Here is a 15,191-nt window from a genome sequence, read left to right as displayed (position 1 = left end):
TGGGAGCTTCCCCAGGCTGATGGTGCGGCGCGTCGGGACTGAAGTCCCTCCCACTGGGGGTGTTGAGAGGTTCCGGCGATCGGTTGTATATCCGGGGCTGCGAGCGTCTTGGTTTGCAGTGCGCACGTGGGTGCGCGACAGCGCCTGCCGGGTGCCGGCCATAGCGGCGATGCTCGCAACACCATTGTGGGAGGGACTTCAGTCCCGTCGCGATCGAGGACGGTGCGCCAACGCGGCTCAGGCCAGGAACGCCTCGCGCACCGTAGCGCGGGCGGCATCCAGCGAGAAGTGGGTTTCGATGTTGCGCAGGCCGTTGTCGGCCAGCCGCTGCCACAGCGCCGGATCGGCGTACAGCTGCGCGATGGCGTCGGCGAACGCGGCGGGGTCGTCGGCGATCAGCACGTCCTCGCCGTCGCGCAGGTGCATGCCTTCCACCGCGCAGGCGGTGGCCACCACCGGCTGGCCATGGGCCATGCTGAGGTTGACCTTGCCCTTGACCCCCGCGCCGAACCGTAGCGGCGCCACGGCGATGCGCATGCCGTCCATGTAGGCAGCGATGTCGGGCACGTGGCCGAGCAACTCGACGCCCGCGGTGGCCTCGCCGAGGCGGCGGATGTCCTCCGGCATGTCCGCACCGATGCAGTGGAAGCGCACCTCGGGCAGGCGCAGGCGCACCGCCGGAAACACCTCCTGCAGGAACCAGCGCACCGCGTCTACGTTGGGCGCATGGCGGAAGCCGCCGACGAACACCAGGTCGCGGCGCTGCGCCCACGGCAGGCCGGGGCCGGCGACCTCGTGCAGGTTCGAGATCAGCGCCGTGCGCACCTGTGGCGCCTCGCGCTGCAACTGTTCGCGTTCGACCGCGCTGACCAGCACGGTCACGTCCACCTGCGCCATCACCTCCAGTTCGCGCGCGCGGGTGCGCTCGGCCTCGCGCAGCAGGCGCGCATCGCCGGCGAGTTCGGCGCCGCGGCGTTCGCGCAGGTAGTGCAGGTCCACGGTGTCGAACAGGCGCCGTGCCTGCGGCGCGAACCGGCGCAGCAGCGGCAGGCAGGCGTGGGCGACGTGGTGGCGCACCAGCAGCACGCTGTGGAAGCGCGCACCGTGCTGCTGCAGGAACCAGGTCAGGTTCTTCAGGTACGGCGCGTACCACACCTCCACGCCGAGCCGTTGCAGGGTCTCGCTATGGCGGCTGGCATAGCTGCGCTCGCTGGGCACGAACACCACGTGCGCGCCTTCCTCGAGCAGCAGGCGGATCAGGTTGAGCTGGCGCAGCGAGGCGGAGTCGCGGTCCGGCTGCGGCAGCGCTTCGTCGAGGATCAGCACCTGGCGCTGCCGGCGGTGCAGCAGCGCCGGCACCGGCACCTCGCCGGGAGCGAGGTGTTGCGGCAACACCTCGACCCACTTGGCCGCGAAGACCGCACGGTTGCGTACCTGGTAGGCCTTGATCCCGCTGCCGGTGTCGGTGCCGTTGCTGGTGCCCTCGTCGTGCACCACGCGGCTGGCCGGTTGCACCAGCGTGCGCAAGCCGGCGGCGCGTACCGCGAAGGCCAGGTCGGTGTCCTCGTAGTAGGCCGGCATGTAGCGCGTGTCGAAACCGCCCAGCGCCAGGAAGCGCGCGCGCTCGATCGCCAGCGCCGCGCCGCTGCCGTAGTCGACGTCGCGCAGGTAGGCATAGCGCGGATCGTCGGGCGACTCGAAGCGGCCGTAGCTCCAGGCGCTGCCATCGGCGAAGACCACCCCGCCGGCATCCTGCAGGCGGCCGTCGGGATACAGCAGTTGTGCGCTGACCAGGCCGGCCTGCGACAGCTGCGCGAACGTGTCCAGCAACGCGTCCAGCCAGCCCGGTTGCGGCACCGTGTCGTTGTTGAGGAACACCAGGTAGCGGCCCTGCGCGCGCGCGGCGCCGTCGTTGCAGGTGACGATGAAGCCGCCGTTGCGCTCGCGCACGTGGTAGTGCAGGCCGACCACCTGCGGCAGCCACTGCGCCGTGTCGTCGCTGCTGCCGTCGTCGATCACCAGGATCTCGCAGGGTGCGGCCGGCGGATGCGCGGCCAGCGCGCGCAGGCAGGCGAGGGTATGCGCGACGTGGTTGTAGACCGGGATCACGATGCTGACCAGCGGCGCAGGACTGTTCGGCACCGCGAACGGCGCGAACGGTGCAGATTCCACCGCGAACAGCGCGCGCTGCGGCGGCGGCAGCGGTTGCGCATGCACGCGCAGGCGCTCCCAGGTGCTGCGCCAGCCGCGCGTGCGCAGGCTGGTCAGGCCGCGCCGGACCAGGCCGGCCAGGCGGTTCAGGGCGTAGCGCGCATTCGCCCACGACATCGACATCCGGTACCACTCCAACTTAAACGAAGAGGCCGTCGCGCCGCGCTGCCCGCTGGGCTGCGCTAGACTCGGCGGAATTTACATTCTCGCATTCCCGTGCCCCGACGCTACGACGATCACGACACCGACGATCAGGACGACGCCCTGGACAGCCCCGCCGCCGTATGGCGCAGGCGCCTGCTCACCTGGGGCCTGGCCGCCGCCGCACTCGGCCTGGGCTTCCTGATTCCGTACACGGTCTATCTGAACAAGCAGGTCACCCAGCGTTTCGGCGAACTGCGCTGGCAGATTCCCACTCGTGTGTACGCGCGGCCGCTGATACTGGCGCCGGACACGGCGATGGATCCGCAGACGCTGAAGACCGAACTGGATGCGGCCAGCTATCGCGCCGACGCCGGTGCCGAGCGCCCTGGTAGCTACCAGCAGGACGGCAGCCGCTTCACCATCGCCAGCCGCGGCTACGTCGATGTCGACGGGCGGGTCGCGCCGCGGCGCATCGAGGTGGGCCTGGCCGGCGGGCGCGTGGTGGCGCTGCGCGATGCGCAGACCCGCAAGGCGCTCAAGGCCGCGCGGCTGGATCCGGCGCGCATCGCCACGCTGTACGGGCAGAAGCAGGAAGAGCGGCGCCTGGTGCGCGTGGACGAGGTGCCGGAACTGCTGGTCACCGGCTTGCAGGCGGTCGAGGACCGCGACTTCAATTCGCACCACGGCATCGACCTCAGCGGCATGGTCCGCGCGGCCTGGGTGATGGTGCGCTCCGGCGGCAAGAGCCGGCAGGGCGCCAGCACCTTGACCCAGCAGCTGGCGCGCAGCGGCCTGCTCGGCATTGGCAAGGAACAGACCGTCACCCGCAAGTTCAACGAGATTCTGTACGCGCTGATCATGGAGGCGCGCTACGACAAGCGCACCATCCTCGAGGCGTATCTGAACCAGGTGTACCTGGGCCAGCGCGGCAGCCAGGCGGTGCATGGTGTCGCGTCTGGTGCGGAGTTCTGGTTCGGCCGCGAACTCGATGCGCTGGCGCCGGAGCAGGTGGCGCTGCTGATCGGCCTGGTCAAGGGGCCGTCCTACTACGACCCGCGGCGCTATCCCCAGCGCGCGCTGGACCGGCGCAACTTCGTGCTCGGCAAGCTGCGCGAGAGCGAGCTGATCGACGAACCCACCTACCGCAAGGCGCTGGCCGCGCCGCTGGGCGTGCCGGCCGAACCCGGCCTGGTCGCGGCTAACCGGTTCCCCGCCTATGTCGACCTGGTGCGGCGCCAGCTGGCGCGCGATTACCCCGAAAGCGCGCTGCAGGGCGCCGGCCTGAGCGTGCTCACCGGCATGTCGCCGTCGGCGCAGGCCTATGCCGAGGGCGCGGTGACGCGCACCATCACCGCGCTGGAAACCAACAAGAAGCGCCCGCCGCTGCAGGCCGGCCTGGTGCTCACCGACACCCACAACGGCGAGGTGCTGGCGGTGGTCGGCAGCCGCGACGTGGCCCAACCCGGTTTCAATCGCGCGATCGAGGCGCAGCGCCAGGTCGGCTCGCTGCTCAAGCCGTTCGTGTACCTGTTGGCGCTGGCGCAGCCGGACCGCTACTCGCTGGCCAGTTGGGTCGACGATACCCCGGTCACCGTGCAACTGGGCCGCGGCCGCACCTGGAGCCCGGGCAATTCCGATGGCCGCAGCCACGGCACGGTGCGCGTGGTCGATGCGCTTGCGCATTCCTACAACCAGGCCACGGTGCGCATCGGCATGCAGGTCGGGCCGGAGCGCGTGGCGCAGCTGGTGAAGGTGCTGGCCGGCATCGAGGCCGAGGTCAATCCCTCGCTGATCCTCGGCGCCACCGACCAGAGCCCGTACGCGATGGCGCAGCTGTACCAGTTCCTGGCCTCCGGTGGCGAAATCCAGCCGCTGCATGCGGTGCGCGGGGTGCTCGATCCGCAGGGCAAGCTGCTCAAGCGCTACGACAAGACCCCGGCGCCGGCGCAGGAGGGCGACTCCATCGCCGCCAACCTGGTGGGCATGGCGCTGCAGCAGGTGGTCAGCAACGGCACCGCGCGGCAACTGCTCAGCGACGGGTTGGGCAAGCTGTCGCCGGCCGGCAAGACCGGTACCAGCAACGATGGCGTGGACAGCTGGTATGCCGGCTACACCGGCGACCACCTGGCGGTGATCTGGATCGGCAACGACCAGAACAAGCAGACCGGCCTGTACGGCGCCACCGGTGCGATGCGGGTGTGGTCGGGCATCTTCTCGCGGCTGCCGAGCGCGCCGCTGCAGGTGCAGGGCAAGGGCATCGACTGGCAGTGGATGGACCCGGTGGGGTACAACAGCACCGACTCGACCTGCCCCGGCGCGCGCCAGTTCCCGTTCGTGGTCGGTTTCGTGCCGGCGTATGCCGCATGCACGCCGCCGCAGGCGCTGCCGGAAGACGCCGCGCCCGCCGAGGGCGAACATCAGGGCGGCTGGCGCAGCTGGTTCGGCCTGGACAAGAAGAAAGACCCGCCTGCCGACGCGGCCGCGCCGCCGCCGGCGCATTGATTCCCGGATCCCGGATACCGCTCATGACCCCACGTCTTCCCGCCATCGCCGCCCTCAGCCTGCTGCTCGCCTCCTGCGTCAGCGCACCGCCGCCGCCGCCCCCGGCCGCACCGGTGGACACCACCACGCCGGCGCAGCGCATCGCTGCGATCGACGCCAGCGGCGGTGCCGACGACACCGAACTGAGCGTGCAGCCGCTGCGCGATCCGGAAGTGGAGGATCTGCGCGAGAGCGCCAAGCGCAAACGCAGCGCCGGCGACCTGGCCGGTGCCGCCGCAGCCCTGGACCAGGCGCTGAAGCTGGTGCCGGACGACCCGGCGCTGCTGCAGGACCGCGCCGAAGTGGCGCTGCTGCAGAAGGACGACGCCCAGGCCGAAGCCTTCGCCAAGCGCGCCATCGACCTGGGCTCGCAGACCGGCCCGCTGTGCCGCCGCCACTGGGCGACCATCGAACAGGCGCGCCTGGCCCGCGGGCAGAAGGAAAACGCCGCCTCGGCGCACGCCCAGATCGCCGGGTGCACGGTGCCGGGGATCAAGAGGTACTGAGGGCTGGGAATGGGGAGTCGGGAATGGGGAATGGGTAAAAGCTGCGTTTCTGGCGGCTCGTCACGCTGGCGGCGCTCGGTCTTCCCGCTCTGCCGGCAGCAGTAACAGTGAGCGGGTAGCGCTGCTGCTCTAACCATTCCCCATTCCCGACTCCCCATTCCCATGTCGTTAGCTCACGCAAGCACCGAAGCCCTCAGCGAAGGCGGGGCGCTTGCGCGTCAGCTCGATGCGTTCGTGCCGCGGCCGGCGCAGTTGCGGTTGACCGCGGCGATCGCCGAGGCGTTCGAGCAGCGCGACGTGCTGCTGGCCGAGGCCGGCACCGGCACCGGCAAGACCTATGCGTATCTGGTGCCGGCGCTGTTGTCGGGGCTGAAGACCATCGTCTCCACCGGCACCCGCGCGCTGCAGGATCAGCTCTACCACCGCGATCTGCCGCGGGTGCGGGCGGCGCTGGGCGTGGGCCTGAGCAGTGCGCTGCTGAAGGGGCGCGCCAACTACCTGTGCAAGTACCGCCTGCAGCAGGCGCGCGGCGAGCCGCGCTTCACCGCGCGCGAGCAGGTCGCGCAGTTCCAGCGCATCGTCGCCTGGAGCGGGCGCACCCGCTTCGGCGACATCGCCGAGCTGGACGCGCTGGCCGACGATTCGCCGCTGCTGCCGCTGGTCACTTCCACCGTGGACAACTGCCTGGGCACCGAGTGCCCGTTCTGGGGCGAATGCTTCGTGGTGCAGGCGCGGCAGCGCGCGCAGGCGGCCGACCTGGTGGTGGTCAACCACCACCTGCTGCTGGCCGACCTGGCGCTGAAGCAGGAGGGCTTCGGCGAAATCCTGCCCGGGGCGCAGGCCTTCGTGATCGACGAGGCGCACCAGTTGCCGGAGCTGGCGGCGAACTTCTTCGGCGAAGGTTTCGGCATGCGCCCGCTGCAGGAACTGGCGCGCGACTGCGTGGCCGAGAGTCGCAATGTCGCCGGCGCGCTGGCCAGCCTGCAGGCGCCGGCGCAGGCGCTGGAACAGACCCTGCGCGAATTGCGCGCGGCGATGGAGGGGCTGCCGGCGCGCGGCACGCAATGGCGGCTGTTGGCCAAGCCGCAGGTGCGCGACGGTTTCGACGCGCTGCTGGCCGATCTGGCCCGGCTGCAGGAGCCGCTGGCGGTGCTGCGCGAGGCTTCGCCCGGCTTCGACGCCTGCGCGGCGCGCGCGCGCGAACTGCGCACGCGGCTGGGCCGCTGGCTCGGCGAGGATGCGCCGATTCCGGATTTCGAGGCCGAGCCGGAAGCGGGCGCGCCATCGAACGACGTGCTGTGGTACGAACTGACCCCGCGCGGCTTCCGCTGCCAGCGCACGCCGCTGGACGTGTCCGGGCCGCTGCGCGCGCACCGCGAGGCCTCGCGCGCGGCCTGGGTGTTCACCTCGGCGACGCTGGCGGTGAAGGGCGAGTTCGAGCACATCGCCACCCGCCTGGGCCTGCGCGATCCGATGACCTTGCTGCAGCCCAGCCCGTTCGACTGGGCGCGGCAGGCGCTGTGCTACCTGCCGGCGCTGCCCGATCCCGCCGCGCGCGGCTTCGGCACCGCATTGATCGCCGCGTTGCAGCCGGTGCTGGAGGCCTCGCAGGGCCGCGCCTTCCTGCTGTTCGCCTCGCACCGCGCGCTGCGCGAGGCGGCCGAGGCGCTGCGCGACGGGCCCTGGCCGCTGTTCGTGCAGGGCGAGGCGCCGCGCGCGACCTTGCTCGAGCGCTTCCGCGCCTCCGGCAACGGCGTGCTGCTCGGCTCGGCCAGTTTCCGCGAGGGCGTGGACGTGGTCGGCGATGCGCTGAGCGTGGTGGTGATCGACAAGCTGCCGTTCGCCGCGCCCGACGACCCGGTGTTCGAGGCGCGCCTGGAGGCGATCCGCCGCGACGGCGGCAATCCGTTCCGCGAGGAGCAGTTGCCGCAGGCGGTGATCGCGCTCAAGCAGGGCGTGGGCCGGCTGATCCGCAGCGAGCGCGACCGCGGCGTGCTGGTGCTGTGCGACCCGCGCCTGCTCTCCAAGTCCTACGGCCGCACCTTCCTGGAGTCGCTGCCGCCGTTCGCCCGCACCCGCGACGTGGAGGACGTGCGCCAGTTCTTCGCCGCCGAGACCCCGGCGCTGGGCGATAATCCCGAGGCCGCGACGCCACCGGCCACGTCAAACTAGCCGACGCGTCGCCTTTGCTTTTCCGATTCCCCATTCCCCATTCCCGATTCCCAGCCCCCAATGAATCTGCTCGCCTTCGAAACCTCCACCGAAGCCTGCTCCGTCGCCGTGCTGGTCGGCGACCGCGTGCTGGAGCGCTTCGACCTGGCGCCGCGGCGGCACGCCGAACTGGCGCTGCCGTGGGCCGAGCAGTTGCTGGCCGAGGCCGGCATCGGCCGCCGCCAGCTCGATGCGGTGGCCTTCGGCCGCGGCCCCGGCGCGTTCACCGGCGTGCGCCTGGCGATCGCCATCGCGCAGGGCATCGCCCTGGCCCTGGACCTGCCGGTGCTGCCGGTGTCCACGCTGCAGGTGCTGGCGCTGCGCGCGCCGGCCGACGCGCCGCGGGTGCTGGCGGCGATCGATGCGCGCATGGGCGAGGTCTACACCGCGGCCTACGCACGGCAGGCCGACGGCGGCCTGCAGGCGCTGACCCCGGAGCAGGTGTTGAGTCCGGAAGCCTTCGTGTTGCCGGAGCCGGATGCGGCCTGGGCTGCGGTCGGCACCGGGCTGGCGGCGGTCGATGGCACCTTGCAGCGCCGCTTCGGCGCGCACTGGCGCAGCGCCGATGCGCAGGCGCTGCCGCATGCCGCCGACGTGCTGACCCTGGCCGCGGCCGCATACGCGCGCGGCGAAGGGATCGCGCCGGAACGCGCCGAACCGGCCTACCTGCGCGACAACGTCGCCCTGACCCTGGCCGAGCAGCAGGCGCAGCGGGCCGCGCGGTGAGTGCGTGCGGCGTGCCGTCGGCGCGTCAGCGGTCGAGTACCAGCGGCGTGGCGCTTTCGTGCGCAGGCCTGGCGACGCACAGCAGCGCACAGCCTGGTTCGATCTGGGTGTCGGGCGGACGCAGGTAATGCACTGCGCCGGACAGCACGCGCGTCGCGCAGGTGCCGCAGGAACCGTAGCGGCAATCGGAGGGCGCAGCGATCCGCTGCGCTTCTGCCAGCTCCAGTAATGTGCCGGCGTCCGGGGTCCAGACCGCCTCGCGTCCCGAGCGCTGGAACCGCACGCGCACCCGTGGCGCATCTGCGGGCGCTGCGGGGGTCGTATCGCGGACGAGGCTCGATGGGCCGAATGCCTCGAAGCGGATGCGCGCGTCCGCCACGTTAAGCGCGCGCAATCCACGGTACATATCGCGCATGAAGTCTGGCGGTCCGCACAGGTAGAAGTCGTAATCGTCGAATGCCAGGATCCGCTGCAACCGCGCGATGCCGATGCGGCCGGCGCCGTGGCCGGCCGCTCGGCTGTCCAGGCAATGCAGCGACAGCCGCGCGTCGGCCGCAGCGAGCCGTGCCAGTGTGGCGGCGAACGGACGATCGGCGGCCTCGCGGGCGCCGTGCACGAAGATCAACCGCCGCCGCGAGGCGGTGTCGGCCAGCGCCTGGCGCAGCATCGCCAGCATCGGCGCGATGCCGATCCCGGCCGAGACGAACACCACCGGCCGCGGGCTGGCGGCATCGAAGACGAAATCGCCGCGCGGCATCTGCGCGTCCAGCGTCGTGCCGACCTGCGCATGGTCGTGCAGCCAGGCCGATGCCCGGCCCTGCCGTTTCACAGTGATCCGGTAGAGCGCGCCACCCGGCGCGTCGGACAGCGTGTAGTTGCGCACCGTCGGCGCGGCAGTGCCGCAGATCGGGAAACGCAGCGTAAGGTGTTGGCCGGCTGCGTACGACGGCAGCGCGCCGCCGTCCTCGGCGGCGAAATGGAACGAGCGGATGGCACGCGCTTCGTCGACGATCCGCACGATCCGCAGCGGCCGCCAGGCGCGTTCGGCGGCAGGCGTCGACGCCGCGGCGAACTGCTCTGGGCGCTGCACCGCCGACCAGCGCCACGGCAACACGGCGCGCGTGTGGCGCACTTCACGGAGATGGAAGCGCACAACGCGCTGCGCGCCCGCGAACGTCGCCAGTAGCGGCCCGTCCCAGACGATCTCCGCGCGGGCGGCCAGGTACAGCAGGTCGCCGCGTTCGAAGTCGATGAACAGCAGCCCCGCGCGCGGATCGTGCAACAGGTTGCCGAGCGTATTGAAGTAGCGGTTGCCGCTGAAATCCGGCGTGGTCAGGGTGCGCGCATCGTCGACGCGCACGAAGCCGGGCAGGCCGCCGCGGTGCGACACGTCCGCGCCGCGCGCGGCGCCGGCATCCTTCGAGGTGTTCGCGCTGGCGATGAAGAAGGTATCGCAGCGCGCGAGTAGCGCGCATTGCGCATCGCTCAGACGCGCCGACACGGCAGTCGCGGTATGCGCGTGGACCTCGCCTGCGGCGAACGTCGGGCTGCGGCTGTTGATGTACTGCGGGCAGTTACCGAAGCTCTGCTCCACCGCGACCGTCAGCGTGTCGCCATCGACTGCGCTGACGCTGCCGTTGACGCGATTGCGTCGTCGCGTTTCGAGCGCGATGCCCAGGCCGCCGAACGGCGCGCCCGGCCGCCAGGTGCCGGCCAGCGGGTCGCCGGGCAGGGGCGGCGCGGCGATGCGCAGCGTGCGCGGGTCCGGTGTGCTCAGGAAGCCGGGCTGGCCCACGCGCAGCGTCGCCCACGGCTGCCCGTGCGCGTCGCTGCCGGCGAGTACGAACAGCGGCAGTTGCGCGAAGAAGTCCCGATGCTGTTCGGGCATGCAGCGGCGGATGCTGCGCCGCCCGGCCGCCGCCGCGACCGCGCTGGCCCCGGCCCGCTGCTGGACGGCAAGTTCGCCGGGGTGGAACGGCGAGGTCTCCAGATCCCAGCCGGCGACGCCAGCGGTCGGCGCGTTCATTGCGGTCTGCGTGCCGTCGGCCGGCAGCGCTCAGCCGGCCGACGCGCCGGGCAGCAGCGCCGGCAAGGCGACGAATCCCGGCAAGGCTTCGATCCGGGCAAGCCACGCCCGCACTTGCGGGTAAGGTTCGAGCGCGATTCCGCCTTCTGGCGCATGCGCGATGTAGGTGTAGCCGGCGATGTCGGCGATGGTCGGTTGCGCGCCGGCGGCGAACGGCGTGTCGACCAATTCCTGGTCGATCGCATCGAGCAACCGGGTCGCCGTACGCCTGGCCGCCGCCAGGTCGAGCGGCATCCCGAATGCGGTCGCCAGCCGCGCCGCGGCGGGCCCGTAGGCGATCGGCCCGGCCGCGTACGACAACCAGCGCTGCACGGTCGCTGCGCCGAGCGGCTCGTCCGGCAGCCACTGCGGATGGCCGTAGCGTTTGGCCAGATAGACCAGGATCGCGTTGGAATCGGCGAGCACCCTGCCGCTGTCGTCGATCACCGGTATCTGTCCGAGCGGATTCAGCGCCAGGAACGCCGGTTGCCGTTGCGCGCCGGCGGCGAGATCCACATCGATGGTCTCGAACGGCAGTCCGAGCAGCGACAGGAACAGGCGCACCCGGTGCGCGTGTCCGGACAGGGGCGCGGAATAGACACGGATCGGAGCGGCGGGACGATCGGTGCCGCGAGGACTGAGGGTGGACATGGAACGGCTCCGCAATCGTGCATCGCCGGGGATCGGCGACGATCGGCTGCAGCCTAGCGCTGGCCGCGGCCTGCAAGAAGACGGACAATGCGAGAAACATTATCCTTTCCGGAAGGACAATCGGGCATGGCCGACCTGCGCGACGTCAACCTGAATCGTCTGGCGATCTTCGTCGCAGTGGTCGAGGCCGGCTCGCTGACTGCCGCGGCCGAGCGGCTCGGCCTGGCCAAGACGGTGGTCAGCACGCACATGCAGCGCCTGGAATCGGAGGTCGGCGCGAACCTGCTGGTGCGCACGACGCGACGGCTGAGCGTGACCGACGCCGGACGCGGGTTCTACGAGGCGTGCCGCGACATCGTGCGCGCGGCCGAGCATGCGCTGCAGACGGTGTCTCCCGACGCCGGCCCGTTGCGTGGCGCGCTGCGGGTCAGCGTGCCGGTCGACTACGGCGCGCAGGTGGTGGCCCAGGCGGTGGTCGCTTTGCGCGACAGGCACCCCCGCCTCGATGTCGAACTGGTCGCGAACGATCGCATCGTCGATCTGGTCGCCGACAATCTCGATGTGGCGATCCGCATCGGCCGTCTCGCCGATTCGACCTACCGCGCGGTACGGCTCGGCAGCTATGCGGTGTGGCCGGTCGCCAGCCCGCAGTTCGTCGCGCGCCACGGGCTGCCGCGCGACCCGGCGGCGCTGGCTGCGCTCCCCTTCGTGCTGCTGTCCAGCATTGCCCGTCCGCGCACCCTGGAGCTGGTCAATGCGCGCGGCGACAGCGTCGCGGTGCGCTGCGTGCCGCACTTCGTCGCCAATACCGCGACCGGCTGCCGCGCGATCGTGCTGGCCGGTGGCGCGTTCGGCCTGCTGACGGATTTCTCCACCGCCGCCGACGTCGCCGCCGGCCGGCTGGTGCGTCTGTTGCCGGCGTGGCGTTCGGCATCGTTCGGCATCCATGCGGTATACCCGCCGACGCGGCTGCCATCGCCGAAGGTGCGCGCCTTCATCGATGCGATGAAGGCGCGGATCGCATCGATGCGCACCGAAGCGGAGGGCGGCACGGCGGCCGTTGCCGGTGCGGCGCCTGCACGTGCGCGGCGACGGCCAGCGCGCTGATCGCGCGCCGGTCGCCGTGCCGCCGATCAATAGTCGTAGCTGACGCTCAAGCGCAGCGACCGCGGCGCCTGGCGCAGCAGGGCCGCGCCATACACCGGGTCCGCCTTACCCGGGTCCGACTCCGAGTACGGATACTTCCACAGCGTGGCCTGGCCGTTGAAGACGTTGAACACGTCCAGGTTGAAGGCCAGTTTGCGGTCGGCGTAGGCCGGCCGCCACGACACGCCGAGATCCAGTTGCTGCAGCCACGGCAGGCGGCCCTGGCTGCCCGGAGGCGCCGGCTGGCCCTGGTAGTAGTGATAGGCGATGCCGTAGCCGGAGGGGTCGCTGTGGTCGGGGCCGTAGGAGCCCAGCGCACTGAACGGCGAACCGGAGATCAACTTGAGGTTCGCCGACACCAGCCATGCGGGGTTGAGCTGGTAGTAGCCGTAGAACTTGAACTGATGGGTGTGGTCGTTGCTCTGCGGGCCGTTGGTGTGCTCCATCAACTGCGCGAAGTCCCAGGCCTGGGTGGTGGACACCGCGGTCTGGCCGATGCCCGACAGCAACTGGCCCTCGGTGGTGCCGTAGCTGCGCGACCAGGTGTAGTCGAGGCGGCCGTACCAGCGCTGGTCGAACGGATGCTCCAGCGACAGGTTGAGCCCGTAGTAGTTGCGCTTGAATTCCGGGAAGCCGAACTGCGCGTTGCTCAGCGGCACCTTGACGTAGTTGCCCGAGGTATCGACCAGGGTGAAGGTGTTGGCCCGGCCCGGGTTGATCAGCCAGCAGCTGACCGGATTGCTGGCCAGGGTCACCGTGTGCCCTTGCGCCGCGGCGGCGGCGAACACGGTATCGCTGTCGCAGTAGTCGTCCACGCCGCTGCGCAGGACGCGGTAGGTGCCCTTGGCGCCGTAGACCCAGCTGTCGCCCCAGGCCTTGGTGAAGCCGAGGATGAACTCGTCCTGGAACGAGGGCTTGATGCCCTGCGTGGCGACGGTCTTCGGGTCGGGCAGGATGCCGTAGTTGTTGTTGGACGAGACCGCACCGGAGATCTGGGTCAGGCCGGTCGGGTAGCCGTTGGCGTCGATGCCGCCATAGGTGTAGTAGGTCGAAGTGGCCAGGGTGGCGCCGGCGGCGTTGAACGCCGGGTTCAGCGGTAGCGCCAGGTAGTAGCGGCCGGCGTTGCCGTACACCTTGAAGCGCGCATCGCCGTCGACGTCCCAGCTGAAGCCCAGCCGCGGCGCCCATTGCCCGCTGGTCTGCTTGATGTACGGCGCGCCGTCGCGGTTGTAGTTGGTGAACTGGTCCAGGCGCAGGCCGAGGTTGAGCAGCAGCCGGTCGTTGACCTGCCAGTTGTCCTCCACGTACTGCGCGCGCTGCGCCGAGCGCACCGAGGCCAGCGCGCTGTAGATGTACTTGCGCACGTAGTAGCCGTCCTGGCCGTTGGGGTAGCCGCCGGTGGCGGGTACGCCGAGGCCGGTGTTGATCGGCACGTTGGGGTTGGCCTGGCCGTAGATCCAGTAGTAGCCGTCGCCCGAAGCCACCGAGCCGCGGTTGAGCGCGCGTGCGTTCTGGTTGTCGATGCCGATGGTGATGCTGTGCGCGCCGATGGCGTAGTTCAGGTCCAGGCGCAGGTTGTCGGTGCGATTGCCGCGCGCCGGATCGACCAGCAACGCGGTGGTCTGCGCATTGGTGATCGGGGTGCCGCCGGTGTAGGCCGGGTTCTGGAAGCCGGGGCTGGAGAGATAGGTCAGCGTGCCGTTGTAGTTGGGGTTGCGGCTGTAGTCGTCGGCACGCTGCTGGCCGTAGAGGGCGCTGAAGGTCAGGCGGTCGGTGAGGTAGCCGGTGTACTTGGCGCTCCACAGGTCGCCGCCGGTCTTGGTGGTGTCGGCGTTGCCGCGCAGGGCGCCGATGTCGCGGCCGCTGTACTGGTAGTACTTGCCGCGGGTGACATAGCGGCTGGAGGCGCCGGTGATTTCCAGCAGCTGGCTGTCGCTGATGTTCCAGTCGAGCTTGGCGTACCAGCTCGGCCGGCGGTACTGGTAGTCGTAGTAGTACGGCCCCGGGGTGGTCTCGCGTGCGCCGTAGAAGCGATCGCCGTCCTGGCGTTGCAGTTCGTAGGCGCCGAAGAAGAACAGCCGGTCCTGGATCAGCGGGCCGCCGGCGTAGACGCTCTGGGTGCTGAGGGTGGAGCCGCTCTTGCTGTCCGGGCGGTACAGCGCGCCGTTGCCGGGCGCGTACACGTCCTTCTTTGCGGAGCGCAGGCCGTCCGGTTCCCAGGTCGCCTGGCCGCCGAAATGCCATTCGTTGCTGCCGCGCTTGCCGACAGCGTTGATCACGCCGCCGTCGGAGCGGCCGTACTTGGCGCTGTAGCCGCCGGTGTAGACCTCCAACTGGTCGATGCTGCCATAGGGCAGGGTCAGTCCGCCGAGGCCGCGCAGCGGGTCGGTGGTGTTGAAGCCATTGATGTAATAGGCGTTCTCCGCGGCCGAAGAGCCGCCGAAGCTGAGCAGCTGCGCGCCGGTCGGGCCGATGTAGGTGCCGCTGCCGCTGTTGCCGGCCACGCCGGGCGCCAGTTGCGCGATGGCCTCGGCCGAGCGGCCCAGCGGCAGGCGCTGCAGCTGTTCGGCATTGATCACGGTACGCGAATCCACGCTGCTCACGTCGATCGCGGCGGCGGCGCGGTCGGCGCTGACCTGGACGCCGGCCAGGCTGGTGGTGGCGGGGCTGAAGGAGACGTCGGTGACGGCACCGACGGTGAGGCCGACGCCGTCGCGGCTGCCCAGCACGCTGCCGTCGGCGCCCTTGGCGATGATGGTGTAGGTGCCCAGCGGCAACTGGGCGATGCTGTAGCGGCCGCGCGCATCCACGGCGACCTCGCGGCTGAGGCCGCTGTCGCTGCGCACCAGGATGCGCTGGGTATCGGCGGGCGCCTGACCGGCGACGGCGCCGGTGGTGGACTGGGCCTGGGCCGGCGGGAGGGCGAGGGCGGCACTCAGGGCCAGGGCGAGCAGGGCGGGCCTGCGGAGGGAGCGATGGTTGTGCATGTG

9 protein-coding genes are annotated in these 15,191 nt (G+C 70.9%); 5 read left to right on the top strand and 4 right to left on the bottom strand.

The genetic code is table 11. The features are described 5' to 3' along the window. Positions 1-237: 237 nt before the first annotated feature. Positions 238-2,334 (bottom strand): glycosyltransferase, encoded by a 2,097-nt coding sequence (locus CEK65_RS03325; RefSeq protein ID WP_152180772.1) that lies wholly within the window; start codon positions 2,332-2,334, stop codon positions 238-240. Between the two features lie 93 nt (positions 2,335-2,427). Here CEK65_RS03325 and mrcB point away from each other — a divergent pair, with 93 nt between their 5' ends. The 4 genes from mrcB (at position 2,428) to tsaB (ending at position 8,339) form a co-directional block, all read left to right on the top strand. Continuing rightward, on the top strand, positions 2,428-4,857 hold the full coding sequence (gene mrcB, locus CEK65_RS03320) for a penicillin-binding protein 1B (protein WP_152180771.1): 2,430 nt from the start codon (positions 2,428-2,430) through the stop codon (positions 4,855-4,857). Positions 4,858-4,880: 23 nt separating this feature from the next. Next, positions 4,881-5,402 carry a tetratricopeptide repeat protein gene (locus CEK65_RS03315; RefSeq protein WP_010343249.1) on the top strand — a complete coding sequence of 174 codons (522 nt, stop codon included), beginning with the start codon at positions 4,881-4,883 and terminating at the stop codon, positions 5,400-5,402. Positions 5,403-5,564: 162 nt separating this feature from the next. Further along, a complete protein-coding gene (locus CEK65_RS03310; protein WP_152180770.1) occupies positions 5,565-7,574 on the top strand; it encodes an ATP-dependent DNA helicase in 2,010 nt (669 codons plus the stop codon). Between the two features lie 60 nt (positions 7,575-7,634). Continuing rightward, the gene (gene tsaB, locus CEK65_RS03305) at positions 7,635-8,339 is read left to right on the top strand and encodes a tRNA (adenosine(37)-N6)-threonylcarbamoyltransferase complex dimerization subunit type 1 TsaB (RefSeq protein ID WP_152180769.1); all 705 of its coding nucleotides are present in this window, start codon (positions 7,635-7,637) and stop codon (positions 8,337-8,339) included. Positions 8,340-8,364: 25 nt separating this feature from the next. On the opposite strand, the gene CEK65_RS03300 is transcribed toward tsaB, so the two are convergent. Together CEK65_RS03300 and CEK65_RS03295 are read right to left on the bottom strand one after the other, a co-directional pair. Further along, complete coding sequence (locus CEK65_RS03300) at positions 8,365-10,365, bottom strand: pyridoxamine 5'-phosphate oxidase family protein (protein WP_152180768.1); 2,001 nt, start codon at positions 10,363-10,365, stop codon at positions 8,365-8,367. 30 nt (positions 10,366-10,395) lie between these two features. Beyond that, complete coding sequence (locus tag CEK65_RS03295) at positions 10,396-11,055, bottom strand: glutathione S-transferase (protein WP_152180767.1); 660 nt, start codon at positions 11,053-11,055, stop codon at positions 10,396-10,398. A gap of 126 nt (positions 11,056-11,181) precedes the next feature. Between CEK65_RS03295 and CEK65_RS03290 the strand changes: the two genes are divergently transcribed. After that, on the top strand, positions 11,182-12,162 hold the full coding sequence (locus CEK65_RS03290) for a LysR family transcriptional regulator (RefSeq protein WP_152180766.1): 981 nt from the start codon (positions 11,182-11,184) through the stop codon (positions 12,160-12,162). Positions 12,163-12,188: 26 nt separating this feature from the next. On the opposite strand, the gene CEK65_RS03285 is transcribed toward CEK65_RS03290, so the two are convergent. Then, complete coding sequence (locus CEK65_RS03285) at positions 12,189-15,188, bottom strand: TonB-dependent receptor (protein ID WP_152180793.1); 3,000 nt, start codon at positions 15,186-15,188, stop codon at positions 12,189-12,191. Between the last annotated feature and the right edge of the window lie 3 nt (positions 15,189-15,191).

This window comes from Xanthomonas sp. LMG 12459, assembly GCF_009192905.1.
Classification (GTDB): Bacteria; Pseudomonadota; Gammaproteobacteria; order Xanthomonadales; family Xanthomonadaceae; genus Xanthomonas_A; species Xanthomonas_A sontii.
Note: the sequence above shows the minus strand (reverse complement) of the source record. Positions and strands in the feature narration are given on the sequence as shown.

Coding starts and splice junctions, on each gene's coding strand:
- CEK65_RS03300 (WP_152180768.1), bottom strand. CDS start 10,365: ATGAACGCGCCGACCGCTGGCGTCGCCGGCTGGGATCTGGAGACCTCG.
- CEK65_RS03315 (WP_010343249.1), top strand. CDS start 4,881: ATGACCCCACGTCTTCCCGCCATCGCCGCCCTCAGCCTGCTGCTCGCC.
- CEK65_RS03310 (WP_152180770.1), top strand. CDS start 5,565: ATGTCGTTAGCTCACGCAAGCACCGAAGCCCTCAGCGAAGGCGGGGCG.
- tsaB (WP_152180769.1), top strand. CDS start 7,635: ATGAATCTGCTCGCCTTCGAAACCTCCACCGAAGCCTGCTCCGTCGCC.
- CEK65_RS03285 (WP_152180793.1), bottom strand. CDS start 15,188: ATGCACAACCATCGCTCCCTCCGCAGGCCCGCCCTGCTCGCCCTGGCC.
- CEK65_RS03295 (WP_152180767.1), bottom strand. CDS start 11,055: ATGTCCACCCTCAGTCCTCGCGGCACCGATCGTCCCGCCGCTCCGATC.
- CEK65_RS03290 (WP_152180766.1), top strand. CDS start 11,182: ATGGCCGACCTGCGCGACGTCAACCTGAATCGTCTGGCGATCTTCGTC.
- CEK65_RS03325 (WP_152180772.1), bottom strand. CDS start 2,334: ATGTCGATGTCGTGGGCGAATGCGCGCTACGCCCTGAACCGCCTGGCC.